Consider the following 23,786-nt stretch of genomic DNA (forward strand, 5'->3'; position numbering starts at 1 on the left):
GGAGCCGCGGAAGATCAGGCCAGCTCTTTCAGGCGATGCCAGAGCATGCCCAGGGCCAGCAGTGGCGAGCGCAGGTGCTTGCCGCCAGGAAAGGTGATGTGCGGCACCTTGGCGAACAGGTCGAAGCCGCCGCCCTGTTGACCGCTGATGGCCTCTCCCAGCAACTTGCCCGCCAGGTGCGTGGCGTTCAGCCCATGGCCTGAATAGGCCTGGGCGTAATACACATTGGGCTGGTCCTTGAGTCGGCCGATCTGTGGCAGGCGGTTGGCGCCGATGCCGATCATGCCGCCCCACTGGTAGTCGATCTTCACCTTGGCCAGTTGCGGGAACACTTCCAGCATCTTCGGCCGCATGTACGCGGCGATGTCCTTGGGGTCGCGTCCCGAGTAGTGGCAGGCACCGCCGAACAACAGGCGCCGATCGGCCGAGAGCCGGTAGTAGTCCAGAGCGACGCGCTGGTCGCAGACCGCCATGTTCTGTGGCAATAGCTCTTGCGCCTGGGCCTCACTCAAGGGTTCGGTGGCAATGATGTAGCTGCCGGCCGGCAGCACCTTGCCCCCCAGCTCCGGGTTGAGGTCGTTGAGGTAGGCGTTGCAGCCCAGCACCAGGGTCTTGGCGCGGACCGTGCCGCGATGGCTGTGGACCTTGACCTCGGGCCCGTAGTCGATGCGAGTCACCGCCGAATGCTCGAACAGACGCACGCCCATCTGCTGCGCCGCCCGGGCTTCACCCAGGGCCAGGTTCAGTGGATGCAGATGGCCCGAGCCCATGTCGATCAGCCCGCCAACGTAGCGTGTGGAGCCCACTACGCTGTGCATTTCACTGGGCTGCAACAGGCGGGTTTCGTGGCGATAGCCCAGGCTGCGCAGCTCTTCGGCGTCTTCGGCAAAACCCTCAAGGTCTGCTGGCTTGTTGGCCAGGTCGCAGTAGCCCCAGGTCAGATCGCAGGGGATCTGCAGGCGTTCGATACGCTGGCGGACGATTTCCACCGCCTCCAGGCCCATGAGCTTCATCTGCCGCACGCCGTCGCTACCGATCACCTTGGTGAACTGCTCCAGGCCGTGGCCGACCCCGCGAATCAACTGCCCACCGTTGCGGCCGCTGGCGCCCCAGCCGATCTTGCGGGCTTCCAGCAGGATCACGCTGAACCCGCGTTCGGCCAGTTCCAGCGCGGTATTGAGCCCCGAGAATCCGCCGCCTACCACGCACACGTCCGCCGTCAGCTCGCCTGCCAGTGTCGGGTAGTCCGGCTGCGGCAGGCTGCTGGCGGCATAGTAAGAGGCGGCGTGCCGATCGCTGGCGGCGGATGGCTGAGCACTGGCGGGCATGGAAAGTGTCCTGATCAGGGGGTCTTTAAAAATTGCCGGAGCATAAGCCGCGGCTTTCGTTTGCGGCAACCGCAGGACGCCCGGCCCTGTCTGCTGCCAGGCATTTAGGGCAGAATTCATGGCTATTCATGCCCCGGTAGCCTTTTTCATGAGCTGTAACCGTCAAATCGTCCGTAGTTTGCGTCAGCAGATTCCCTCGTTCGAGTGCGTTCCTGGTTGCCACGACTGCTGCGGCCCAGTCACCACTTCGCCTGAAGAGATGTCCCGCCTGCCGCGCAAGACCGCTGCCGAGCAGGACGCCGCCATGGACGAGCTCAACTGTGTGCACCTGGGCCCCAATGGCTGCACGGTGTATGACGAACGCCCGCTGATCTGTCGCTTGTTTGGCACCACGCCGAGCCTGCCGTGCCCCAACGGCCGGCGTCCCGTGGAGATGATCCACCCCCGGGTCGAGAAGCAGATCCACGACTACATGGCCAGCAATCGTCAGGTCCTGGTCTAGCCCCTGGCGCTCCGAGCCAGCTTGCCGCGGAACCGGCGCCCCTCATCTCAATCCGGAATCGGCAGGCTCAGGCTTTCCTTCACTTCCTCCATCACGATGTAGCTCTTGGACTCCCGTACATGGGGCAGCTTGAGCAGGATGTCCCCCAGCAGCTTGCGATAGGACGCCATCTCCGAGATCCGCGCCTTGACCAGATAGTCGAAGTCCCCGGACACCAGGTGGCACTCCAGCACGTGCGGCAGCTTCAGTACCGCCCGGCGAAACTCCTCGAAGGTATCCCCTGACTTGTAGTCCAGGCTGATCTCGACGAACACCAGCAGGCTGCCCTTCAAGTGCTGCGGGTTGAGCCGGGCGTTGTAGCCCATGATGATTCCTTCGCGTTCCAGGCGGCGCACTCGCTCGGTGCAAGGGGTGGTGGAGAGTCCGACCCGTTCCCCCAGCTCGGTGAAGGAAATGCGTCCATCGGCCTGCAGAATTCGCAGGATATTGCGATCTATCTTGTCCAGGGCACGACGGGTCTGATGATTGGTGCGCATAGGGGATGCCCCTCCGTGAAAAGCGATATTGCCGAGAATTCTCGCCAAATATAGGCGGTTATATAGTGAAAATCACTGCTCAATGTTTCTTACACTGCGCCCATCTTTGCTCTGAATAACAAACGTCAGCGGTCAAGCCGCGATGAGGGATATGAAAATGCGCGTTCTGGTCTTGGGCAGTGGCGTTATCGGAACCACCAGTGCCTATTACCTGGCTCGAGCCGGGTTTGATGTGACCGTGGTGGACCGCCAGCCGGCTGCAGCCATGGAAACCAGTTTCGCCAACGCCGGCCAGGTTTCCCCTGGCTATGCCTCGCCCTGGGCTGCTCCGGGCGTGCCGCTCAAGGCCATCAAATGGCTGCTGCAGCGCCACGCACCGCTGGCAATCAAGGCCACCGCCGATATCGACCAATACCTGTGGATGGCGCAGATGCTGCGCAACTGCACTGCCAGCCGTTATGCAGTGAACAAAGAGCGCATGGTGCGTCTGTCCGAATACAGCCGTGACTGCCTCGACGAATTGCGCGCGGAAACCGGCATCGCCTACGAAGGTCGCAGCCTGGGCACCACCCAGCTGTTCCGCACCCAGGCGCAACTGGACGGTGCGGCGAAAGACATCGCTGTGCTCAAGGAATCCGGCGTACCGTTCGAGCTGTTGGATCGCGAGGGCATCGCCCGGGTCGAGCCGGCTCTGGCCAGCGTCACCGACATCCTTGCCGGTGCCCTGCGCCTGCCGAATGACCAGACCGGCGACTGCCAGATCTTCACCACGCGTCTGGCTGAAATGGCCATCAAGCTGGGTGTGGAGTTCCGTTTTGGCCAGGACATCCAGCGCCTCGACTTCGCCGGCGACCGGATCAATGGCGTGTGGATCGACGGCAAACTGGAAACCGCCGACCGCTACGTGCTGGCCCTGGGCAGCTACTCGCCGCAATTGCTCAAGCCGCTGGGCATCAAGGCCCCGGTGTACCCACTCAAGGGCTACTCCCTGACCGTGCCGATCACCAACCCGGCCATGGCCCCGACTTCGACCATCCTCGACGAGACCTACAAGGTCGCGATCACTCGTTTCGATAACCGTATCCGGGTCGGTGGCATGGCCGAAATCGCCGGTTTTGACCTGTCGCTGAACCCGCGCCGGCGTGAAACGCTGGAGATGATCGTCAACGATCTCTATCCTCAGGGCGGCGATCTGTCCCAGGCCAGTTTCTGGACCGGGCTGCGTCCTACCACCCCGGATGGCACGCCCATCGTCGGTGCCACGCCGTTCCGCAATCTGTTCTTGAACACCGGTCATGGCACCCTCGGTTGGACCATGGCCTGTGGTTCCGGTCGTTTGCTGGCGGACCTGATGGCCAAGAAAAAGCCGCAGATCAGTGCCGAAGGCCTCGATATTTCCCGTTATGGCAACCCTCAGGAGTCAGCTAAACATGTCAATCCAGCGCCAGCTCACCAATGAGCGCATGAGTCAGATCGTCGTTCACAGCGGTACGGTGTATCTGTCCGGGCAAGTCGGCGATGACATGAGTGCCGGGATCGAACAGCAAACCCGGGAAACCCTGGCCAACATCGAGCGTCTTCTGGACCTGGCGGGCACCGACAAGAGCAAGCTGCTGTCGGTGACCATCTACCTCAAGGACATCGATGCCCACTTCGCAGGCATGAACAGTGTCTGGGACCAGTGGCTGCCAAAAGGCGTGGCCCCGGCCCGGGCCACTGTGGAGGCCAAGCTCTGCGAGCCGGAAATCCTCATCGAGCTTTCCGTGGTGGCTGCTCTGCCTTGAGCGACAAGATCCCTCTCCCGGTGCCGGTGGCGGCCAGCCGTCATCCAGCACCGGTTTTTTATTCCCCCATGACCGCCTAGAAGTCTGCCGCCATGCGCCCTGCCCGTGCCCTGATCGATCTCCAAGCCCTGCGTCACAACTACCAACTGGCCCGTGAAGTCTCGGGTGTTCGCGCCCTTGCGGTGATCAAGGCTGATGCCTACGGTCACGGCGCCGTGCGTTGCGCCCGGGCGCTGGAGGCCGAGGCCGACGGCTTTGCCGTGGCCTGCATCGAAGAGGCCCTGGAACTGCGCGCCGCCGGTATTGGTGCGCCGATCCTGCTGCTGGAAGGTTTCTTTGAGGCCTCCGAGTTGGCGCTGATCGTCGAGCATGATTTCTGGTGTGTGGTGCATTCGCTGTGGCAGCTCGAGGCTATCGAGCAGACACCGGTGGCCAAGCCGCTGACGGTCTGGCTCAAGCTGGATTCGGGCATGCACCGGGTTGGCCTGCATCCCAAGGATTACCAGACGGCCTATCAACGGCTGCAGGCCAGCGGCAAGGTCGAGAAGATCGTGCTGATGAGCCACTTCGCCCGTGCTGACGAGCTGGACTGCCCGCGCAGCAGTGAACAGGTCGCGGTATTCGAGGCGGCTCGTCAGGGGCTGGGGGCTGAAATCAGCTTGCGTAACTCGCCGGCGGTCATGGGCTGGCCGAGCGTGCCCAGTGACTGGGTGCGTCCCGGCATCATGCTTTATGGCTCTACGCCGTTCGAAGAAAACAACTCCGTGGCTGAGCGACTGCAGCCGGTCATGACCCTGGAATCCAAGGTGATCTGTGTGCGTGAGCTGCCCGCCGGCGAGCCGGTGGGCTATGGCGCCAAGTTCATCACCGACAAGCCGATGCGCATCGGCGTGGTCGCCATGGGTTATGCCGATGGCTATCCGCGCCACGCGCCGACCGGCACTCCGGTGCTGGTGGACGGCCAGCGCAGCCGCCTGCTGGGCCGGGTGTCCATGGACATGCTGTGTGTCGACCTGACGGATGTGCCACAGGCCGGGCTGGGTTCCCGGGTGGAATTGTGGGGCAAGAACATCCTCGCCAGCGAGGTTGCCCTGGCCGCCAATACCATCCCTTATCAGCTGTTCTGCAACCTGCGTCGGGTGCCGCTGGTGTACTGCGAAGACTGAGATTACGCGGGTTGTACCGAAAGTCGCCTGCCCTCGGGGGAATCGGGGCCAAGTGTTGTAAATACTGAACGCTGTCGCCATGATAACGCTCAATTACAACAACGCCTGATTCCCGCCTAGGAGGCTGCCGCATTGGACGTCGGTGAACGACTACAATCCATCCGTAAACTGAAAGGTCTTTCCCAGCGTGAACTCGCCAAGCGTGCGGGCGTCACCAATAGCACCATTTCAATGATCGAAAAGAACAGTGTCAGTCCCTCGATCAGCTCGCTGCGAAAGGTGCTGGGCGGCATTCCCATGTCCATGGTCGAGTTCTTTTCCGAGGAAATCCTCCAGGAAACGCCTTCTCAGATTGTCTACAAGGCCCACGAACTGATCGATATCTCCGATGGCGCAGTCACCATGAAGCTGGTGGGCCGGGCGCATCCGAGTCGTGCTATTGCGTTTCTCAACGAAATCTACCCGCCCGGCGCCGATACCGGGGAAGAGATGCTCACCCACGATGGCGAGGAAACCGGCATTCTTCTCGAAGGTCGCCTGGAACTGGTGGTAGGGCTGGAGACATTTGTCCTGGAGGCCGGTGACAGCTACTACTTTGAGAGTACGAAGCCGCACCGTTTCCGTAATCCGTTCGATGCTCCGGCGCGACTAATCAGCGCAGCCACTCCGGCAAATTTCTAGACCAAGAGGCATCCTGCAAGGTTTGCAGAGAGGCCCCCAGCGACATTTCGCCGCGATTAAGACCCCTTCGACTTTGGGGTTGTTTCAGTGTGGCGGGCTAACCGTTATACTTTCGCCCGCCTGCGAAACCGTGGCCGCAGGCGTGACTAGCCACCATTGAGGGTGTACGCGTGAACCTAATTATGAAAATGCTGGCCGCACCAGCAACCGTATTGGTCCTTTGGGCAGTCAGCGCTCAAGCTGCGACTAATGATGACATTGCCAAGCGTCTTGAGCCTGTTGGCCAGGTCTGCGTTCAGGGGCAGGAATGCAAGGGTATGGAAGTCGCTGCTACTGCAGGTGGTGGCGGTGGTGCGAAATCCCCGGATGACGTGATTGCCAAGCATTGCAATGCTTGTCACGGCACCGGCCTGTTGGGTGCGCCGAAAATCGGTGACACCGCAGCCTGGAAAGAGCGTGCCGATCACCAGGGCGGCCTCGACGGCATCCTGGCCAAGGCCATCACCGGTATCAACGCCATGCCGCCTAAAGGCACCTGCGCCGATTGCACCGATGATGATCTCAAAGCTGCTATCCAGAAGATGTCCGGCCTGAAATAAGTCGCCATCTTCAGCGAAAAAGCCGCTTACGAGCGGCTTTTTTGTGGGCGTAATTCAGCCAGTGCACTGTTCAAGGCAGCAAACTCCCGGCAAGCTCGGTCCAACCTCAATTCATGGATGGTCCCCGGAGGGTCAGATGCTGCAATCCTGTTCTATCGAGCATGCGGTAGATGAAGTGCTCGCCCGTTTGCCGCAACACATTCACATGGGCATGCCCCTGGGCCTGGGCAAACCCAACCGTTTTGCCAACGCTCTGTATCGCCGCATTGGCCAATTGCCCGAACGCCAACTGACGATCTATACCGCCCTGAGCCTGGGCCGTCCGTCCCTGGGCGACGGTTTGCAGAAGCGCTTTCTCGAACCCTTCGTGGAGCGGGTGTTCGGCGACTATCCGGAACTGGATTTCCTTGCCGACCTGCACCGTGACAGCCTGCCGGCGAACATCCGCGTCGAGCAGTTCTTCATGCAGCCCGGCAGCCTTTTGCACAGCGCCGCAGCGCAGCAGGACTACGTCAGCAGCAACTACAGCCATGCCGCCCGGGACATCAACGCCGCCGGCCTCAACCTGGTGGCGCAACTGCTGGCCCGCGATCCGCAACACCCCGGCCGCCTGAGCCTGAGCTGCAACCCGGATATCACCCTCGACATGCTGCCGATGATCGCCAAGCGTCGTGCGGCGGGGGAGACCATCCTGATTCTCGGCCAGGTCCACAGTGACCTGCCTTATATGCCCGGGGACTCCGAGATCGATGCTGCGGACCTCGATCTGCTGATCGACGAAGAAGAGCGCAGCACCCTGTTTTCCACGCCGAACATGCCGGTGGGGATTCAGGACCATTGCATCGGCTTGCATGCCAGCACCCTGGTGCGCGACGGCGGCACCTTGCAGATCGGCATTGGCTCCATGGGCGACGCGCTGACCGCAGCCTTGCTGGCACGGCAGGCCGACAACGACGGTTATCGTGCCCTGCTGGCGGATCTGCAGGTTGACCACTGGCAGGCGCTGATCGACCGCGAAGGCGGCGTCGAGCCCTTTGCCCAGGGGCTCTATGGTTGCAGTGAAATGTTCGTCAACGGTCTGCTGGCCCTGGCGGATGCCGGCATCGTGCGGCGCAAGGTCTACCCGACCCTGGAGCTGCAACAGCAAGCCAACGCCGGCACTCTGGATGCGGCCACGGCTGGCGGGGTCTCGGTCCACGGTGGTTTCTTCCTTGGCCCGCGCAGTTTCTATCAGCGGTTGCGCGAGCTGCCCAAGAGCAAGCTGGCGCAGTTCAACATGACCGCCATCAGCTACATCAACGAGCTGTATGGCCATGAAGAACTCAAGCGCCTGCAGCGCCGGGATGCGCGATTCATCAACAGCGCGTTCACCATGACCCTGATGGGCGCGGCGGTGTCCGATCAGTTGCAGGGCGGGAAGGTGCTCAGCGGTGTGGGCGGGCAGTACAACTTCGTTGCCCAGGGACATGCTTTGGCAGATGCCCGATCAGTGCTGATCCTGCGCAGTTGGCGCGAATCCGCTGGCGAGGTCAGTTCCAACATTGTCTGGGAGTACGGCCATTGCACCATCCCGCGCCATCTGCGGGACATCGTGATCACCGAGTACGGTATTGCCGATCTGCGGGGTAAAACGGATGCGCATGTGATCGAGGCGCTGCTCAACATCAGCGACTCACGCTTTCAGCCGGGGTTGCTGGAGCAGGCACAGAAGGCCGGAAAACTGCCGAAGGATTTTCGTCTGAACCCGCGTTTTACCGACAACAGCCCACAGCGTTTGCAGAACATTCAGGCGCGTCATCGCCACCTGTTTCCCGAGTATCCGTTGGGCAGTGATTTCAGCGATGAAGAGCGTGACCTGCTGCGGGCGCTGAACTGGCTCAAGAGCAAGTTCAAGCTCAGCGAGATCCTTGAGCTGGGCAAGGCGGCACTCGATGCGCCGGAGCCTGAGGCATTTGCGGCGCACCTTGAGCGCATGGGGCTGGAGCAGCCCGATGGGCTGCGCGAGGAACTGTATCAGCGCTTCCTGCTGGCCGGGCTGCAGGCCACGGCACCCACCTTGTCGTAGGTGCCGGCTTGCCGGCGAATGGGCCATCAAGCCTTGCGCTGCTCTCAAGGGCGTCTTCGCTGGCAAGCCAGCTCCTGCACAATTCAACTCCTGAGCAGGCCTGGCGGGCGAGGTTACTCGATGAAGGTGACCACGCCACCGGCCAGGGATTTGACCCGGGCCAGGGATTCCACGCGGTAGCCCTGAGCGTCCAGCTCGGCACGGCCGCCCTGGAAGGACTTCTCGATCACGATGCCCAGGCCGGCCACGGTGGCACCGGCCTGCTTGATGATCGAGATCAGTGCCTGGGACGCCTTACCGTTGGCCAGGAAGTCATCGATGATCAGCACACGATCGCTGCTGGTCAGGTGCCGTGGGGAGATGGCGACGGTGCTTTCCACCTGTTTGGTGAAGGAGTACACAGTGGCCGACAGCAGGTTCTCGGTCAGGGTCAGGGACTGGTGCTTGCGGGCGAAGATCACCGGCACGCCCAGGTTCAGGCCGGTCATGATGGCCGGGGCAATCCCCGAGGCTTCGATGGTGACGATCTTGGTGATGCCCGAGTCCTTGAACAACGTGGCGAATTCATCGCCGATCAGCTTCATCAACTGCGGGTCGATCTGATGGTTCAGAAAGGCGTCGACTTTCAGTACTTGATCGGAAAGCACGATGCCTTCTTCGCGAATTTTCTTGTGCAGTGCTTCCACGGAGCTTCCTCAAATAGCGCCTGTTGCGCCAAAGGTCAGTTAAAAATAGTCGATTTTAGCGCTTTAACATCGCGCGTATATCCGCCAAAGCGCTATTGCCGCGAACGGCTTTGACTTCGGTCGGCGTGTCGTCGTTGCCTTCCCAGGCCAGGTCGTCCGGGGGCAATTCATCGAGGAAGCGGCTCGGTGCGCAGTCGATGATTTCACCGTATTGCTTGCGCTTGGCCGCGAAAGTGAAGGCCAGGGTCTGGCGAGCACGGGTAATGCCCACGTAGGCCAGGCGTCGTTCTTCCTCGATGGTATCGGCTTCGATACTGGAGCGGTGCGGGAGGATTTCCTCTTCCATGCCCATGATGAACACGTAGGGAAACTCCAGCCCCTTGGAGGCATGCAAGGTCATCATTTGTACACCTTCGGCGCCGTCTTCCTCTTCCTGCTGGCGTTCCAGCATGTCCCGCAGGACCAGCTTGCCGATGGCGTCCTCGACGGTCATTTCGCCGTCTTCGTCTTTTTCCAGGGTGTTCTTCAAGGCCTCGATCAGGAACCAGACGTTGCCCATCCGGTAGTCCGCGGCCTTGTCGCTGGAGCTGTTGGTGCGCAGCCAGTTCTCGTAGTCGATGTCCATGACCATGCTGCGCAGGGCAGATATCGGGTCTTCGCCGGCGCATTGTTCACGGACCCGGTCCATGAAGCGCTTGAAGCGCGCCAGGCGATCAGTGAAACGGCTGTCCAGGTGCTCGCCCAGGCCGATCTCATCGGTGGCGGCGTACATCGAGATCTTGCGCTCGGTGGCGTAGTTGCCGAGTTTTTCCAGGGTCGTGGAGCCGATTTCCCGGCGCGGCACGTTGATCACCCGGAGGAAGGCGTTGTCGTCGTCCGGGTTCACGATCAGGCGGAAGTAGGCCATCAGATCCTTGACTTCCTGGCGTCCGAAGAAGCTGTTCCCGCCGGACAGGCGATAGGGCACCTGGTGGTGCTGCAGCTTCAGTTCGATCAGCTTGGCCTGGTAGTTGCCCCGGTAAAGAATGGCGAAGTCGCTGTAGGGCCGGTCGGTGCGCAGGTGCAGGCTGAGGATCTCCATGGCCACCCGTTCGGCCTCGGCGTCTTCGTTGCGGCAGCGGATCACGCGTATCTCGTCGCCGTGGCCCATCTCGCTCCACAACTGCTTTTCGAACTCGTGGGGGTTGTTGGAGATCAGCACGTTGGCGCAGCGCAGGATACGGCTGGTGGAGCGATAGTTCTGCTCCAGCATCACCACTTTCAGGGACGGGTAGTCGTCCTTGAGCAGCATCAGGTTTTCCGGGCGCGCGCCACGCCAGGCGTAGATCGACTGGTCGTCGTCGCCCACCACGGTGAACTGGTTGCGTTTGCCGATGAGCATTTTCACCAGCAGGTACTGGCTGGCGTTGGTGTCCTGGTATTCGTCCACCAGCAGGTAGCGGACCTTGTTCTGCCATTTCTCCAGGATGTCGGCGTGTTCTTCGAACAGCTTCACCGGCAGCAGGATCAAGTCATCGAAGTCCACCGCGTTGAACGCCTTGAGCGTGCGTTGGTAATGGGTGTAGACGATGGCTGCGGTCTGTTCCTTGGGGTTGCGGGCATTTTCCAGGGCTTGGGCCGGCAGGATCAGGTCGTTCTTCCACGAACCGATCATGTTCTTGATCTCGTCGACACCGTCGTCCCCGGAGTACTCCTTCTGCATGATGTCGGTCATCAGGGCCTTGACGTCGGCTTCGTCGAAGATCGAGAAGCCCGGCTTGTAGCCCAGCCGCGCATGCTCCTTGCGGATGATGTTCAGGCCCAGGTTGTGGAAGGTCGACACGGTCAGGCCACGGCCTTCGCCGGCGCGCAGCAGGGTGCCGACCCGCTCCTTCATTTCTCGCGCGGCCTTGTTGGTAAAGGTCATGGCGACGATGTACTGGGCGCGGATGCCGCAGTTCTGGATCAGGTGCGCGATCTTGCGGGTGATCACGCTGGTCTTGCCGGAGCCTGCGCCGGCGAGCACCAAAAGAGGGCCGCCGACATAGTTCACGGCTTCTTGCTGCCGGGGATTGAGTCGGGACATGACGGTAAAAAGGGATCGGTTACGAAAAGGGCGGGCATTTTAACAGGCTGGACAGATTCTGCTGCTCTCTCCGACTTGTGACGCACAACGCTATCTAAATTTGCCGGTTTTGATACTTTCCCTCAGGATGCGCGCTGAATATGCGTCTAATGTTCGAGTTAGAGCGGTACAAGAAATTGCGTATGATAATCAATATCAATTGTTATTGCTTATTTGCGCGCCATAATGCCCGCCGCCAACTCATTTTGCAGAGTCTAGGGAGCTAGCTTGTCTAAGCCTGTCGAACCCTTGCGTTTGCTGCTACTGGCCGAAGAGCCTGTGTGGACAGCGTTGTTGCGCGAGTGTGTCGCTCCGTTGGGAGACTCGGTGGTATTGATCAGTGCTCCCACCTGGGAGTCGGTCAGTCGTTTGTTCGAAGACGATCGCAATGCGGTCCTGTTGACCATTCCACGCCTGCAGCCCGGTCCCGGGCGTTGCAGTTTGCCCACCATTCTATTGCTGGACCATGAGCCCTCAGTAGCCCCGGTGGGTGTCAGCGACTGGCTGGTGGGTTCTTGCCTGAGTACCGACGCCCTGCGTCGCTGCCTGCGTCATGTCCGCGAGCGCGGTGTGCTGGAAAACACCCTGCAACGCCTGGCCGAGCAAGACCCCTTGACCGGCATCGCCAACCGCCAGGGCTTCCAGACCCTGCTGGCCGCACGGCTGGCGGAAAACGACGGTCGCGGCCTGGCCCTGGGGCACCTGGACCTGGACAACTTCCGCCACGCCAACGACGCCCTCGGCCACCAGGCCGGCGACCGCCTGATCTTGCAGGTGGTGTCGCGGCTCAAGAGCCAACTGGAGGCTGGTGACCAACTGGCCCGCCTGGGCAGCGACGAGTTTGCCCTGCTGATCGACACCCGCCGCGCGCCGCAGCGCGCCGAATGGATGGCTGAACGCATCACCGAAGCCATGGCCGAACCCTATTGGGTCGATGGCGAAAGCTTGTTGATCGGCTGCAGCCTGGGGATTGCCCATGCGCGAGCCAATGCCGGCGCCGACCCGTTGATGTGGCATGCACATATCGCCATGCAGCAGGCCAAGAGCACCCAAGGCTGCACCTTTCATATCTTCAATGAGCGGATCAACCGCAACGCCCGCAGCCTCGCCGATCTGGAAAGCGAACTGCGCCGAGCCTTGCGCCGTGATGAGCTGGAGCTGCATTACCAACCCCGGCTGAACCTGCATGACGGCAAGATCGTCGGCCTCGAAGCCCTGGTGCGTTGGCGCCACGGCGAGCGCGGCTTGCTGCCTCCCAGCGAGTTTGTGCCCCTGGCGGAACAGAGCGGGCTGATCGTGCCCTTGGGCTACTGGGTGATTTCCCGTGCTCTGCGAGACATGCAGGCCCTGCGCGAGCGTGGGCTGCCCTCGCTGCACATGGCGGTCAACCTGTCGTTCCGCCAGTTTCAGGACAGCCAGTTGCTCTCGACCCTGAGCCGGCTGATCGCCGAGCGCGGGGTTGAGGCCCAGTGGCTGGAGTTCGAGCTGACGGAAACCGCAGTGATGCGCCGCAGCGATCTGGTGAAGCAGACCATGGATGCCCTGGGGCGCCTGGGGGTGCGTTTTTCCCTGGACGACTTCGGCACCGGTTTCTCTTCCTTCGTCCACCTCAACAGCCTGCCGATCACCCTGCTCAAGGTCGACAAGAGCTTTGTCGGGGGCATGGAGCAGCGTGAAGAGAACCGCAAACTGGTACACGCCATGATCAACCTGGCCCACAACCTCAATCTGGATGTGGTGGCCGAAGGTGTGGAAACCGCGGAGCAACTGGCGTTGCTACGAGGCTTTGGCTGCGATCAGGTCCAGGGCTACCTGATCAGCAAGCCGTTGCCCCTGGCGGACCTGATGGAGTACCTGACGTTCGGCAGCAGCCAGCAGTCGCTGCAGGAGGGGATGCTTTAAGCGACGGATACCGGTGCTGATCCAGCGCCTTGGGCGGCGGGGACCCGCTCCCCGTCAATCCGCGCTGCTGGCTTGAGCGTTCATCGCCGCAACCACGGGCTCGTGCTTGATCATGCGGCGCATCCGCCACTCGAACGCCAGGGTCAGGCTGATGGCCGCGCAGGCCAGGCCCAGGGCCAGTCCCCACCAGACACCGGTCGGTCCCCAGCCCAGGGTAAAGGCCATCAGCCATGCCGATGGGGCACCGATCAGCCAGTAGCAGCCCAGGCCCACCAGGAAGGTGGTCTTGGCATCCTTGAGACCGCGGATGGCGCCCATGGCGATGGTCTGGGTGCCATCGAACAGCTCGAACCAGGCCGCTACCGCCAACAGGCTCACCGCCAGTTGAATCACCTCGGCGAAGGCCGGGTCGTTATGGTCGAGGAACAGCCCGATCAACTGGTTGGGCAGCAGCCAGAAAACCATCGCGAACCCCAGCATCGCCACCGCGCCGAAGGCGATGCCGACCCGTCCGGCCAACCGTGCATCCAGCAGTTGTCCGGCGCCGTAGTGCTGGCCGATGCGCATGGTGATGGCGTAGGAGATACCCGCCGGTACCATGAACGCCACCGACACGATCTGCAGGGCGATCTGGTGCGCCGCCAGCTGGGTGCTGCCCATGGTGCCCATGCACAGCGCGGCGAAGGCGAACAACCCGACTTCCACCGCATAGGTGCCGCCGATGGGCAGGCCCAGGCGCCACAGTTCGCGCAGGTAATGGGTGTTCAGCCGGGCCAGGCCCTGGCGCAATGGGTACGCGGCATAGGCTGGATGGCGCTTGATGTGCCAGGCCAGGGCCAGCGCCATGCAGTTGGCGACGATGGCGGTCACCAGGCCGATGCCCATCAGGCCGAGTTTCGGCAGGCCGAACATGCCGGTGATCAATGCATAGTTGAGCAGGAAGTTGGCCACAGTCCCTGCCAGGCTGATGACCATCACCGGCGTCGCCCGGCCGATGGCGCTGGTGAAGCCGCGCAAGGCCATGAAGCTCAAGTAGCCGGGCAGGGCGAACGGCAGGATCAGCAAGAACTGGCCGGCAGCCTGGACGTTGCTTTCAGTCTGGCCAAAAAGCAGCAACAGCGGTTTGAGGTTCCACAGCAGCAGGCCGGCGACCAGGGCCATGATCCAGGCCAGCCACAGGCCGGCCTGGGTCAGGCGGGCGGCACCCTGGATGTCTCCGGCGCCCTGACGAATCGCCACCAGGGTGCCGACCGCGGCAATCACGCCGATGCAGAAAATCGAGACAAAGGAATAGCTGGCGGCGCCCAGGCCACCGCCGGCCAGGGCTTGCGGGCTGAGGCGGGCCATCATCAGGGTGTCGGTGAGAACCATCAGCATGTGCGCCAGCTGGGAGGCGATCAGCGGCCCCGCCAGCCGCAGGATGGCCCAGAGTTCGGTACGTGCTGGATGCTGCATGGTCATCAGGCTCGATCAGGGTAAAGTCGGGGAGAGCGCTGATTCTCGGCGCTTCCGGGCCATAGCACAAAGGGATAAAAATACTTGCTGGCATGATAAAAACTCATGCGAATATCTTTCTGGTAGCGTTGCGTCATTCCGCTGCTGGAGCGCGTCCATGTCCCGTCGTCTTCCTCCTCTTTATGCCCTGCGCGCCTTTGAAGCGGCGGCGCGGCACAGCTCGTTCACCCGCGCGGCCGAGGAACTGTCCATTACCCAGAGCGCTGTCAGCCGGCATATCCGCACCCTGGAGGAGCACTTCGCCTGCCGGCTGTTCCAGCGCAGCGGGCGCAATCTGCAACTGACCGAAGCGGCGCGCTTGCTGCTGCCGGGTATCCGCGAGGGTTTCGGTGCCCTGGAGCGGGCCTGCAATACCCTGCGGGCCGAAGACGACATCCTGCGCATGAAGGCGCCGTCGACCCTGACCATGCGCTGGTTGCTGGCCCGCCTCAGCCGCTTCCGCCATCTGCAGCCGGGCAACGAAGTGCAGCTCACCAGTGCCTGGATGGACGTGGACTCCGTGGACTTCAACCAGGAGCCCTTCGACTGCGCGGTACTGCTGAGCAACGGACACTTTCCACCGGACTGGGAAGCCAGCTACCTGTTCCCGGAGTTGCTGATCCCGGTGGGTGCTCCGAACTTGCTCGAAGACCCGCCCTGGGATGTGGCGCGGCTGGCGGCCACGGAGTTGTTGCACCCGACTCCGGACCGGCGGGACTGGCGCAGTTGGCTGGAGCAAATGGGGCTCACGGATCAGGTTTCCCTCAAGGGCGGGCAGGTGTTCGACACCCTGGAACTGGGGATGATTGCGGCGGCTCGGGGTTACGGCGTGTCCATGGGGGATCTGCTGATGGTGGCCGAAGATGTGGCTCAGGGTCGCTTGAGCCTGCCCTGGCCGACCGCCGTCGCCAGTGGCTTGAACTATTACCTGGTGTGGCCCAAGACCCGGCCGGGAGGCGAACGTTTGCGTCGCCTCAGCGACTTTCTCCAGGGCGAGGTCCAGGCCATGCAACTGCCCGAGGTAGAGCGCCTCGGCTGAAACGATGCAGTGCCCGGCCGACGGGGGCGCGGAGATATCCTTGCTAGGCGCTCAAGTATTCGTGGGCGCCGCCGAATCCATGGGTTATGGAACCAGCGTTCAGGAAGGTCCTAAATTACTAAAAATCCTAGAATATTTACTGCCGAGTGTGCTGATCGATCAGGATGATCCGCCTTCTCGGGAAGGAGCCATCATGTCCCAACCCCGTGCCCGGATAGCCTCCCAGCTAGGGCTTGCCCTTGCCCTGATACTCGCTCTGGTGATCAGCGGCAGTACCCTGTTTGCCCTGCGTTCTCTGGATTCGGCGAATCTCGACACTAGAGAGGAGCACCTGGCCAGCGAAGCGCGCCTGCTGGCGGATCAGCTCAACACCTTTCACAGCAGCCTGCGCGAAAGCACCCAGCGCCTCAGTGGCTTGTTTGAAAACCGCTTCCGCAGCGGCCTGAGTCTGCATCCCGAACAACCGGTGAGTGTGGCCGGGGTCCAGACCCCGGGCCTGCACCTGGGGGACGTGGTGCTGAACAACAACTTCGAGGAAGTGGACGAGTTCAAGCAGATGACCGCCGGGGTGGCGACCCTGTTCGTGCGCAGCGGCGACGACTTCATCCGGGTCAGTACTTCCTTGAGCAAGCAGGACGGCAGCCGGGCCATTGGCACCTTGCTCGACCACGCCCACCCGGCCTATCAGAAACTCATGGCGGGGCAGGGTTATGTCGGCCGGGCGCTGTTGTTCGAACGTTTCTACATGACCCAGTACACCCCGGTGCTGGATCGTGCCGGCAAGGTGATTGCCGTGTTGTTCGTTGGTTTTGACTACACCGATGCGCAGAACGCTCAGTTCGACAATCTCCAGCGCTTTCGCATCGGACACAGCGGCTCCCTGGCCTTGCTGGACGAACAGCACAAATGGCTGGTGCCACCGGCGGGCGTGCAAGGCCTGGATCAGGCCGCGCAGGTCATGACCGATGCAGCGCAGCAGCCGGGCAAGGGCCGCTTCTGGAGCGACCAGGGCGAAGACTTCTACAGCCTGGCGGTGCCTTTTGCCGGTGGGCCCTGGTCGGTGGTGGCGAGCATGCCCAAAGCCGAGATTCGGGCGGTGACCTGGAGCGTCGGCATCCGTCTGGTGATCGGCAGCCTGTTGGCGATGTTGTTGGCGGTGGGCGCTACGGTCTGGCTGCTGCGCAGCAAGCTGGCGCCCTTGAGTGATCTGGTGCGTCAGGCCCAGGCCTTGGGCGGCGGCGACCTGAGTGCGCGGTTGAATGTGTCCAGCCACGATGAGATCGGCCAACTGGCTCGCAGTTTCAACCAGATGGGTGAAGCCTTGTCGACCATGGTCGAGCACATCCGCCGTTCTGCCGCAGAGGTCAACGGTCGGGCCCAGGCCTTGTCTGGCCTGTCCAGCGGTGCCTATGAAGGTATGGAGCAGCAGTCGGGCGAGATCACCAGCATGGCGGGGGCGGTTGAGGAGTTCAGCGCCACGTCGCTGAACATCGCCGACAACATGGGCAGCACCCAGCGCCTGGCCGAGGAAAATGCTCAGCAGACCCATATCGGTCGCGAGTCCATGGAGCAGGCGTCATCGTCCCTGGAGCAGATTGCCGGGGCGCTCAACAGCACAGCTACGGTAATCAACACCCTGGGCCAACGCTCCCAGGAGATCGGCGGAATTGTCGGGGTGATCACCGCGATTGCCGACCAGACCAACCTGCTTGCTCTCAACGCCGCCATCGAGGCGGCCCGTGCCGGCGAGCAGGGTCGCGGCTTCGCCGTGGTGGCGGATGAGGTGCGCAACCTGGCGTCGCGTACCCGCGAGGCCACCGACGAAATCTCGCAGATGATCAACAGCATCCAGCAGGAAACCGGCCATGCCATCGAGACCATGGAACAGGGCAACCGGCTGATGCAGGAAGGCTTGTCGCGCAACGCCGATGTGGCTTCGGCCCTGGCCCTGATCGACGAGCAGAGCCGCAGCGCCGGCGAGCAGTTCGCCGCCATCACCACGGCCACCCAGGAGCAGAGCAGCACCGCCACGGTGCTCAGCAGCAACCTGCAGAGCATTGCCCAGGCCAACAGCGAGCAACGGGAAGTGGTGTCCAACCTGGCGCTCACTGCTCGTGAGCTGGAAACACTGGCCGCCGACCTGCGACAGGAAGTCGACCGCTTCCGCTGACAGTGGCCCTTTCGCCCCGCAACCCTGGGTTGCGGGGCAAGGTCCTGCTGCACGCCGGCGGCTATCGCGTCCGGCGGTTCTGAGGTTTAGCGGGGTTCGGTCGGTTCACTCAGCCCCGGGTCAACGCGCTTGCCGATGTCCCGCAGGCGTGCCAATTGATCGACCATGGTCGGGGCCTCGTCGACGCTGCTGACGAAGGTCCACAGATAAGTCATTACCGCATACACATGCCCGGCCTTGACCTCGGGTGACAGCGCCAGCTGACTGATGGCGATGACGAACAGAATCGCCGCCACGGTGCCCAGAAACAGATAGGCCGCCGCCTCCCGGTCCGAGAGCCAGATGCGCAGCCGCGACAGCAGCCGATAGTGACGCTTCAGCGAGGCGGCGCCGACCTTGGCCACCAGGCCGATTTCCTTTTCCAGTCGATCGTTCAGGCGTTCGTGCAACTGCTGATTGCGCCGTGCAAAGCGCGGCAGCAGGGTGACGCACAGCAGCAGGGCGCCCAGGCAGGCCAGGCCGATCCAGGGCTCGATCACCAGCAGCATGACCGCGGCACCGACAATCGATACCAGGGCGGTGGCGATGGTCGGCACATGCTTTTCGAAGAAGTCGACGAACTCCCTGGCCAGCACCACCCGCGCCGCTGCCGTGGAAGTGTTTTGCTGCTGCAGGCGCTGATTGAGGATCACCGGCACCGCCAGGTCGGCGTAGATGCGGGTGAAGGTGCGGGTGTCCACCGCTCGCCGCGCGGCCCCCACGACCCAGAAGCCCAGCACCACCAGGGCATAGATCAGCGCGTGGGTGGTGTCACCCCGCAGGATCGAGTCTACGGCGAACCCGGCAAACAGCGGGTAGGCCAGCAGCAGGGCGTTCTCTAGCGCCACCAGGGACAACGTGACAAACAGCTTGCCCGGGTACGCCCGGGCAATGGCCTTGAGCGTCTGGCCGGCCGATTGCTGGCCGATCTTTTGTGTGGAGTCGACGATAACGGATGGGGTGACGACAGACATGAGTGCACCACAGGTGTGATAACGGTTAATATTGAGCGACTGCTCAATTATCTTTGAGCGATCGCTCAAAATGCAAGCGCCGTCCATCTCGGCGTCAAGAGGCCCGATTGCCCATGTCCCGTAACGACCGTAAAGACCAGATCATCGGCGCGGCCCTGGAGTTGTTTCGCAGCAAGGGGTTCGCCGATGTCTCCACTCGCGACCTGGCCGAACATGCCGGGTTGTCCCGCAGTCATGTCTATCACTACTTCAGCGATTGGAAGGAGCTGCGCCGCGAGGCCTTCATCCGTTTTGCCAATGAGCAACTGGAGGCGGTGGGCGAACCGCTGCAAGGCGTCGCGCCCTTGGAGGCGCTGCAGGGTTTTCTTCGCGATTGCCTGCCCGATTCCGCCGAGGACGGCTGGGCGCTGTGGCTCGATGCCTGGGACGAGGCCATGTATGACCAGGAGCTGGCCGAGGCCTACCTGAAGATCAACGGTCAGTGGCAGCAGATGTTGGCGCAGATCGTCCACCGTGGGGTCCAGGCCGGAGTGTTCCGCTGCTCCAGCCCCGAACGCGTGGCACGACAGTTGTTCGCGCAAACCATGGGCTATGCCGATGACCTGCTGCTGCGGGCCTCGCCCGAAGCTGCCGAGGCTGCCTTGGCAGAAGTCTTGGAAGTGGCGGGTTTGCTGTTGGGGTTCGAGGACTAAGGGCCTCAGTACAAATGATGGGATCTTGTGGTGGTTAGCGCGATTTATTGGCTTGCTGAAACGATTCTTCAGCGCTATAAAAATCGTACAACTCCAATAAAGGCAATCCCTCGATGAAGTCCCTCAAACTGCTTGTTTCCCTCGCCGCGCTGAGCGCCGCTTCCCATGCCATGGCCTGGGACTATGTATTGCTCGACAGCGACAAGGCCGCCGACAACCTGCACCTCACCAGCCAGCAACTGGGGGTAAAGACCGAGCGGCCTTTTTCCGTGACCTTGCGCACCTTGCATGGCGGTCGCCAGGAAGGGGTGAGCATCATCGACATCGACAATGGTGTGATGAAGCTCTCGGTGGTGCCGACCCGGGGCATGAATGTGTTGCAGGCCTCGGTGGGCGATGTGCGCCTGGGCTGGGATTCACCGGTCAAGGAAGTGGTCAATCCGGCGTTCATCGAACTCAATGGCCGTGGTGGCCTGGGCTGGCTGGAAGGCTTCAATGAGCTGGTGACGCGCTGCGGCTACGAGTGGGTCGGGCACCCTGGCCTGGACAATGGCGAGTTGCTGACACTGCATGGCCGCGCGGCGAACATTCCCGCCAGCAAGGTCACCCTGCATATCGACGAGAAACCGCCTTACGCCATTCACTTGCGGGGCGAGCTCAAGGAGCAGGCGTTCAAGAAGGTCGATTTCAGTGTCGCCACCGAACTGGTTACCGAGCCCGGCAGCACCAGTTTCACCCTCAATGACCGGTTGACCAACAACGGTGATTATCCGAAGGAATACCAGGCGCTGTACCACAGCAACTTCAGCACGCCGTTCCTCGAACAGGGGGCCAAGTTTGCGGCACCGGTGAAACAAGTCTCGCCCTTCAACGACAAAGCCAAGGCTGATCTGGCGGACTGGCAGACCTATCGCGGCCCGACCCGCGACTATGACGAGACCGTCTACAACGTCGTGCCTTATGCCGACGCCAAGGGCGAGACCCTGGCGGTGCTGCATAACAAGGCGGGTAGTCTCGGCGTATCGCTGGGCTTCAATACCCAGCAGTTGCCGGTGTTCTCGCTATGGAAGAACACCGACACCCAGGGCCAGGGTTATGTGACGGGACTGGAGCCGGGCACCAGTTTCTCTTACAACCGCCGCTATCAGCGTCCGCTGAATCTGGTGCCGACCATCGGCGCCAAGGAGCAACGGCAATTCCAGATCCGCTACAACCTGCTGGCGGACAAGGCTGCGGTGGATGATGCGCTGAGTCTTGTCGGCAAGATTCAGGATGGACGCCAGACCGAAGTGCGTCCCACGCCGCTGGTGGATCTGTCCAAGGAGTGACCCTTCAACCTGTGCTCGGCCGGTAATGCAGGGCTTCTGCCAGATGCTCGCGGTTGATCCGTGCCGCCTGCTCCAGGTCGGCCAGGGTCCGGGCCACCTTCAGCAGGCGGTGGGCGGCTCGTAGCGACAGGTCCAGGCGTTCGCAGGCCGCTTCCAGCCAGCGTTCGTCAGCCGTGGATAGCCGGCAATGGCGCCTCAGGCCGGGGAGGTCGAGATGGGCATTGGCGCAACCCTGGCGTTGGCGTTGCAGCTCGCGAGCTTGAGCCACCCGGGCGGCGGCGCTGGCACTGTCGTCCCCCGGTTGCGGCTCGGGGTTCAGGGCGGTGGCTTCGCGGGCCACGGTCAGGTGCAGGTCGATGCGATCGAGCAAGGGGCCGGACAGCTTGTTGCGATAGCGCTGGATCTGTTCCGGCGTGCAGCGACACCGTCCGTTGGGGTCGCCAAGGTAGCCACAGGGGCAGGGGTTCATGGCGGCTACCAGTTGGAAGCGCGCTGGAAACTGTAGCCGGTCGCGGGCGCGCGAGATGACGATCTGGCCCGACTCCATGGGCTCGCGCAGAACCTCCAGGACCTTGCGGTCGAACTCCGGCAGTTCATCGAGAAACAACACACCGTGATGGGCCAGGGTGATTTCTCCCGGACGAGGTTTCGAACCGCCACCCACCAGTGCAGGGCCTGATGCCGAATGATGGGGCTGGCGGAAGGGGCGCTGCGGCCAGTGGCGCAGCGGCTTGTGGCTGCTCACCGATTGAATGGCTGCGACTTCCAGGGCTTCGTCTTCCTGCAAGGGTGGCAGCAGGCCGGGCAAGCGACTGGCCAGCAAGGTCTTGCCGGTGCCGGGCGGGCCGCTGAACAGCAGGTTGTGGGCACCGGCGGCAGCGACCAGCAAGGCACGCTTGGCGGCCAGTTGGCCCTGGACTTCCCGCAGGTCGGGGTAGGGCGTCTGATTCTCCTGCAAGCCGTCGCTGACGTAAGCCGCGATGGGGACGTGGCCATTGAAGTGGGCGACGGCCTCCAGCAGATGGTCTACGGCGATCACTTCCAGGCCCGAGGCCAGGCAGGCTTCCTCGGCATTGGCCCGGGGCACCAGCAGGGTGCGTCCCGCCTTGCGTGCCGCCAGAGCGGCCGGCAGCACACCGCGTACTGCTCGCACCGCGCCGGACAGAGCCAGCTCACCCAGGCATTCGATGTTGTCCAGCGCCAGGGCCGGCACCTGCACGCTGGCGGCGAGGATGCCCAGGGCGATGGCCAGGTCGAATCGTCCACCGTCCTTGGGCAAGTCCGCCGGAGCCAGGTTGAGGGTGATGCGTCGCGGCGGGAAGTTGAATCCGGCGTTGAGGATGGCGCTGCGCACCCGGTCCTTGCTTTCCTTGACTGCAGCTTCCGGCAGCCCGACCAGGGTCAGGCTCGGCAGGCCGTTGGCCAGGTGCACTTCAACGCTGACAGCCGGAGCCTGTACGCCCACTTGGGCACGGCTGTGGATGATTGCCAGGGACATGGGAAGATCTTCCTTGAGACAGCGGGAACCGCGTCCTGCGGTGCTGCAAGGATAGATGAGGGCTTTGGCGGGAGGAGCTTTGAATGCGCACAGGATATGTCGCCGGCGCTACGGCTTTCGTTGGCAAACCGGCTCCAGGTTTGTAGGAGCCGGCTTGCCGGCGAATCGCGGGTTCAGCTCATTGCGCTGCCGGATTGAGCCGGGCTTCCAGCTCCGCCACTTTGGCCTCCAGGCTTTCCAGGCGTGCCCGGGTGCGGGCCAGGACCACCATCTGGCTGTCGAATTCTTCCCGGCTGACCAGGTCCAGTTTGCTGAAGCCGCTTTGCAGCAGGGCCTTGAACTGGCTTTCGATTTCATTGCGAGGCAGAGGTGTTTCACCGCTGAGCAAACGCGAGGCGTGGCCGCTCAGGGCATCGAGAAGGTCTTTGGGCGCGAGCATGGGAGTGTCCTGAATAGCAGATGGGCCGCAGTGTATCACGCACGGCTCAAGGGCTTGGTGGTGCCCGCTCTGCACGTTTTTCGCGCATCCGGGCGGGCGCTCGCGCACCGTTATTGTGCGTATCCGCGGTGCCGATTTGTGGCAAGCCCGAACGGCTGTGGGCAAGAGACTGAAATCACTGATTTTTCCCGAGCTGGCAAGCTTTCTGCTTAGACCTTGGTGACCCATGCACTGATGCAGTCGCTGTGACGAATGCAGTGCGGCAGGCGGAGCGGGGAGTGTTTCGTCAGAAGCGGTTAGCTGGCGTCGGTCTGGCTGAGGAAGGCCGACGATGCGTTACAAAGCCAGGCACTGCGCTTAGACTTGAGTCGGGTTTGTTTTCCTGGGGCAAGTCCACCAATTCGGGAGAGAGTTTCATGAAGCTAGTCACTGCCATCATCAAGCCGTTCAAGTTGGACGACGTGCGCGAGTCGCTGTCCGAGATCGGCGTGCAGGGCATTACCGTCACTGAGGTCAAAGGCTTCGGCCGGCAGAAGGGTCACACCGAGCTGTATCGCGGTGCGGAGTATGTGGTGGATTTCCTGCCCAAGGTGAAGATCGATGTCGCCATTGACGACAAGGATCTTGACCGGGTTATCGAGGCGATAACCAAGGCCGCCAACACCGGCAAGATCGGTGACGGCAAGATCTTCGTGGTCAATCTGGAACAGGCTATTCGCATCCGTACCGGCGAAACCGATACCGACGCAATCTAAGCCGC

General features: G+C 62.3%; 21 protein-coding genes. 13 read left to right on the top strand and 8 right to left on the bottom strand.

The annotated features are described in order from the left end of the window. Window positions 1–14: 14 nt before the first annotated feature. Window positions 15–1,328 (bottom strand): FAD-binding oxidoreductase, encoded by a 1,314-nt coding sequence (locus J5M73_RS01630; RefSeq protein WP_102862251.1) that lies wholly within the window; start codon window positions 1,326–1,328, stop codon window positions 15–17. 148 nt (window positions 1,329–1,476) lie between these two features. Here J5M73_RS01630 and J5M73_RS01635 point away from each other — a divergent pair, with 148 nt between their 5' ends. Next, on the top strand, window positions 1,477–1,830 hold the full coding sequence (locus J5M73_RS01635; RefSeq protein ID WP_102862531.1) for a YkgJ family cysteine cluster protein: 354 nt from the start codon (window positions 1,477–1,479) through the stop codon (window positions 1,828–1,830). Between the two features lie 47 nt (window positions 1,831–1,877). On the opposite strand, the gene J5M73_RS01640 is transcribed toward J5M73_RS01635, so the two are convergent. Further along, the gene (locus tag J5M73_RS01640) at window positions 1,878–2,366 is read right to left on the bottom strand and encodes an Lrp/AsnC ligand binding domain-containing protein (protein ID WP_011064210.1); all 489 of its coding nucleotides are present in this window, start codon (window positions 2,364–2,366) and stop codon (window positions 1,878–1,880) included. A 157-nt stretch (window positions 2,367–2,523) separates the two neighbouring features. Here J5M73_RS01640 and dadA point away from each other — a divergent pair, with 157 nt between their 5' ends. The 6 genes from dadA to J5M73_RS01670 all read left to right on the top strand — a co-directional run bounded on the left by dadA (window position 2,524) and on the right by J5M73_RS01670 (window position 8,661). Then, window positions 2,524–3,825: a D-amino acid dehydrogenase gene (gene dadA, locus J5M73_RS01645; RefSeq protein ID WP_102862530.1), complete on the top strand. Its 1,302-nt coding sequence runs from the start codon at window positions 2,524–2,526 to the stop codon at window positions 3,823–3,825. Next, a complete protein-coding gene (locus tag J5M73_RS01650) occupies window positions 3,797–4,150 on the top strand; it encodes a RidA family protein (RefSeq protein ID WP_102862250.1) in 354 nt (117 codons plus the stop codon). Before dadA ends, J5M73_RS01650 begins: the two co-directional genes overlap by 29 nt. 92 nt (window positions 4,151–4,242) lie before the next feature. Further along, entirely contained in the window at window positions 4,243–5,316 is a 1,074-nt protein-coding gene (gene alr / locus J5M73_RS01655; RefSeq protein ID WP_102862249.1) for an alanine racemase, read from the top strand. A gap of 132 nt (window positions 5,317–5,448) precedes the next feature. Next, on the top strand, window positions 5,449–5,997 hold the full coding sequence (locus J5M73_RS01660) for a cupin domain-containing protein (RefSeq protein ID WP_102862248.1): 549 nt from the start codon (window positions 5,449–5,451) through the stop codon (window positions 5,995–5,997). Window positions 5,998–6,179: 182 nt separating this feature from the next. Beyond that, a complete protein-coding gene (locus J5M73_RS01665) occupies window positions 6,180–6,596 on the top strand; it encodes a c-type cytochrome (protein WP_102862247.1) in 417 nt (138 codons plus the stop codon). A gap of 136 nt (window positions 6,597–6,732) precedes the next feature. After that, a complete protein-coding gene (locus J5M73_RS01670; protein ID WP_102862246.1) occupies window positions 6,733–8,661 on the top strand; it encodes an acetyl-CoA hydrolase/transferase C-terminal domain-containing protein in 1,929 nt (642 codons plus the stop codon). 113 nt (window positions 8,662–8,774) lie between these two features. Here the strand turns inward: J5M73_RS01670 and J5M73_RS01675 are convergent, their stop codons facing one another. Beyond that, window positions 8,775–9,347, bottom strand: a complete 573-nt coding sequence (locus J5M73_RS01675) for a xanthine phosphoribosyltransferase (RefSeq protein WP_016968070.1) — start codon at window positions 9,345–9,347, stop codon at window positions 8,775–8,777. A gap of 55 nt (window positions 9,348–9,402) precedes the next feature. Next, complete coding sequence (gene rep, locus J5M73_RS01680; RefSeq protein ID WP_102862245.1) at window positions 9,403–11,412, bottom strand: DNA helicase Rep; 2,010 nt, start codon at window positions 11,410–11,412, stop codon at window positions 9,403–9,405. 267 nt (window positions 11,413–11,679) lie between these two features. Here rep and J5M73_RS01685 point away from each other — a divergent pair, with 267 nt between their 5' ends. Then, the gene (locus J5M73_RS01685) at window positions 11,680–13,353 is read left to right on the top strand and encodes a bifunctional diguanylate cyclase/phosphodiesterase (RefSeq protein WP_102862244.1); all 1,674 of its coding nucleotides are present in this window, start codon (window positions 11,680–11,682) and stop codon (window positions 13,351–13,353) included. Between the two features lie 54 nt (window positions 13,354–13,407). Here the strand turns inward: J5M73_RS01685 and J5M73_RS01690 are convergent, their stop codons facing one another. After that, window positions 13,408–14,808, bottom strand: coding sequence for a NorM family multidrug efflux MATE transporter (locus J5M73_RS01690; protein WP_180988542.1), 1,401 nt, complete (start codon window positions 14,806–14,808; stop codon window positions 13,408–13,410). 157 nt (window positions 14,809–14,965) lie between these two features. Here J5M73_RS01690 and J5M73_RS01695 point away from each other — a divergent pair, with 157 nt between their 5' ends. Both J5M73_RS01695 and J5M73_RS01700 read left to right on the top strand, forming a co-directional pair. Next, window positions 14,966–15,886, top strand: a complete 921-nt coding sequence (locus J5M73_RS01695; protein ID WP_102862242.1) for a LysR substrate-binding domain-containing protein — start codon at window positions 14,966–14,968, stop codon at window positions 15,884–15,886. A gap of 193 nt (window positions 15,887–16,079) precedes the next feature. After that, complete coding sequence (locus J5M73_RS01700) at window positions 16,080–18,056, top strand: methyl-accepting chemotaxis protein (protein WP_102862241.1); 1,977 nt, start codon at window positions 16,080–16,082, stop codon at window positions 18,054–18,056. Window positions 18,057–18,142: 86 nt separating this feature from the next. Here the strand turns inward: J5M73_RS01700 and J5M73_RS01705 are convergent, their stop codons facing one another. Next, complete coding sequence (locus J5M73_RS01705; protein WP_180988541.1) at window positions 18,143–19,069, bottom strand: ABC transporter six-transmembrane domain-containing protein; 927 nt, start codon at window positions 19,067–19,069, stop codon at window positions 18,143–18,145. 113 nt (window positions 19,070–19,182) lie between these two features. Between J5M73_RS01705 and J5M73_RS01710 the strand changes: the two genes are divergently transcribed. Together J5M73_RS01710 and J5M73_RS01715 are read left to right on the top strand one after the other, a co-directional pair. Then, a complete protein-coding gene (locus J5M73_RS01710; protein ID WP_102862239.1) occupies window positions 19,183–19,761 on the top strand; it encodes a TetR family transcriptional regulator C-terminal domain-containing protein in 579 nt (192 codons plus the stop codon). Between the two features lie 113 nt (window positions 19,762–19,874). Further along, window positions 19,875–21,089, top strand: coding sequence for an aldose 1-epimerase family protein (locus tag J5M73_RS01715; protein ID WP_102862238.1), 1,215 nt, complete (start codon window positions 19,875–19,877; stop codon window positions 21,087–21,089). A gap of 4 nt (window positions 21,090–21,093) precedes the next feature. On the opposite strand, the gene J5M73_RS01720 is transcribed toward J5M73_RS01715, so the two are convergent. Then, the gene (locus tag J5M73_RS01720; RefSeq protein ID WP_102862237.1) at window positions 21,094–22,587 is read right to left on the bottom strand and encodes a YifB family Mg chelatase-like AAA ATPase; all 1,494 of its coding nucleotides are present in this window, start codon (window positions 22,585–22,587) and stop codon (window positions 21,094–21,096) included. A 178-nt stretch (window positions 22,588–22,765) separates the two neighbouring features. Next, complete coding sequence (locus J5M73_RS01725; RefSeq protein WP_072451854.1) at window positions 22,766–23,026, bottom strand: accessory factor UbiK family protein; 261 nt, start codon at window positions 23,024–23,026, stop codon at window positions 22,766–22,768. Between the two features lie 416 nt (window positions 23,027–23,442). Here J5M73_RS01725 and glnK point away from each other — a divergent pair, with 416 nt between their 5' ends. After that, on the top strand, window positions 23,443–23,781 hold the full coding sequence (gene glnK, locus J5M73_RS01730) for a P-II family nitrogen regulator (RefSeq protein WP_002555808.1): 339 nt from the start codon (window positions 23,443–23,445) through the stop codon (window positions 23,779–23,781). The last annotated feature ends 5 nt before the right edge of the window (window positions 23,782–23,786 follow it).

The sequence above is a fragment of the Pseudomonas sp. 50_B genome (genome assembly GCF_017491625.1).
In the GTDB taxonomy this organism is placed as follows: Bacteria; Pseudomonadota; Gammaproteobacteria; order Pseudomonadales; family Pseudomonadaceae; genus Aquipseudomonas; species Aquipseudomonas danubii.

Bases quoted from the DNA above. Each gene is read 5' to 3' on its own strand.
- J5M73_RS01630 (WP_102862251.1), bottom strand. From the start codon at position 1,328: ATGCCCGCCAGTGCTCAGCCATCCGCCGCCAGCGATCGGCACGCCGCC.
- J5M73_RS01635 (WP_102862531.1), top strand. From the start codon at position 1,477: ATGAGCTGTAACCGTCAAATCGTCCGTAGTTTGCGTCAGCAGATTCCC.
- J5M73_RS01640 (WP_011064210.1), bottom strand. From the start codon at position 2,366: ATGCGCACCAATCATCAGACCCGTCGTGCCCTGGACAAGATAGATCGC.
- dadA (WP_102862530.1), top strand. From the start codon at position 2,524: ATGCGCGTTCTGGTCTTGGGCAGTGGCGTTATCGGAACCACCAGTGCC.
- J5M73_RS01650 (WP_102862250.1), top strand. From the start codon at position 3,797: ATGTCAATCCAGCGCCAGCTCACCAATGAGCGCATGAGTCAGATCGTC.
- alr (WP_102862249.1), top strand. From the start codon at position 4,243: ATGCGCCCTGCCCGTGCCCTGATCGATCTCCAAGCCCTGCGTCACAAC.
- J5M73_RS01665 (WP_102862247.1), top strand. From the start codon at position 6,180: ATGAAAATGCTGGCCGCACCAGCAACCGTATTGGTCCTTTGGGCAGTC.
- J5M73_RS01670 (WP_102862246.1), top strand. From the start codon at position 6,733: ATGCTGCAATCCTGTTCTATCGAGCATGCGGTAGATGAAGTGCTCGCC.
- rep (WP_102862245.1), bottom strand. From the start codon at position 11,412: ATGTCCCGACTCAATCCCCGGCAGCAAGAAGCCGTGAACTATGTCGGC.
- J5M73_RS01690 (WP_180988542.1), bottom strand. From the start codon at position 14,808: ATGCAGCATCCAGCACGTACCGAACTCTGGGCCATCCTGCGGCTGGCG.
- J5M73_RS01695 (WP_102862242.1), top strand. From the start codon at position 14,966: ATGTCCCGTCGTCTTCCTCCTCTTTATGCCCTGCGCGCCTTTGAAGCG.
- J5M73_RS01700 (WP_102862241.1), top strand. From the start codon at position 16,080: ATGTCCCAACCCCGTGCCCGGATAGCCTCCCAGCTAGGGCTTGCCCTT.
- J5M73_RS01705 (WP_180988541.1), bottom strand. From the start codon at position 19,069: ATGTCTGTCGTCACCCCATCCGTTATCGTCGACTCCACACAAAAGATC.
- J5M73_RS01710 (WP_102862239.1), top strand. From the start codon at position 19,183: ATGTCCCGTAACGACCGTAAAGACCAGATCATCGGCGCGGCCCTGGAG.
- J5M73_RS01715 (WP_102862238.1), top strand. From the start codon at position 19,875: ATGAAGTCCCTCAAACTGCTTGTTTCCCTCGCCGCGCTGAGCGCCGCT.
- J5M73_RS01720 (WP_102862237.1), bottom strand. From the start codon at position 22,587: ATGTCCCTGGCAATCATCCACAGCCGTGCCCAAGTGGGCGTACAGGCT.
- J5M73_RS01725 (WP_072451854.1), bottom strand. From the start codon at position 23,026: ATGCTCGCGCCCAAAGACCTTCTCGATGCCCTGAGCGGCCACGCCTCG.
- glnK (WP_002555808.1), top strand. From the start codon at position 23,443: ATGAAGCTAGTCACTGCCATCATCAAGCCGTTCAAGTTGGACGACGTG.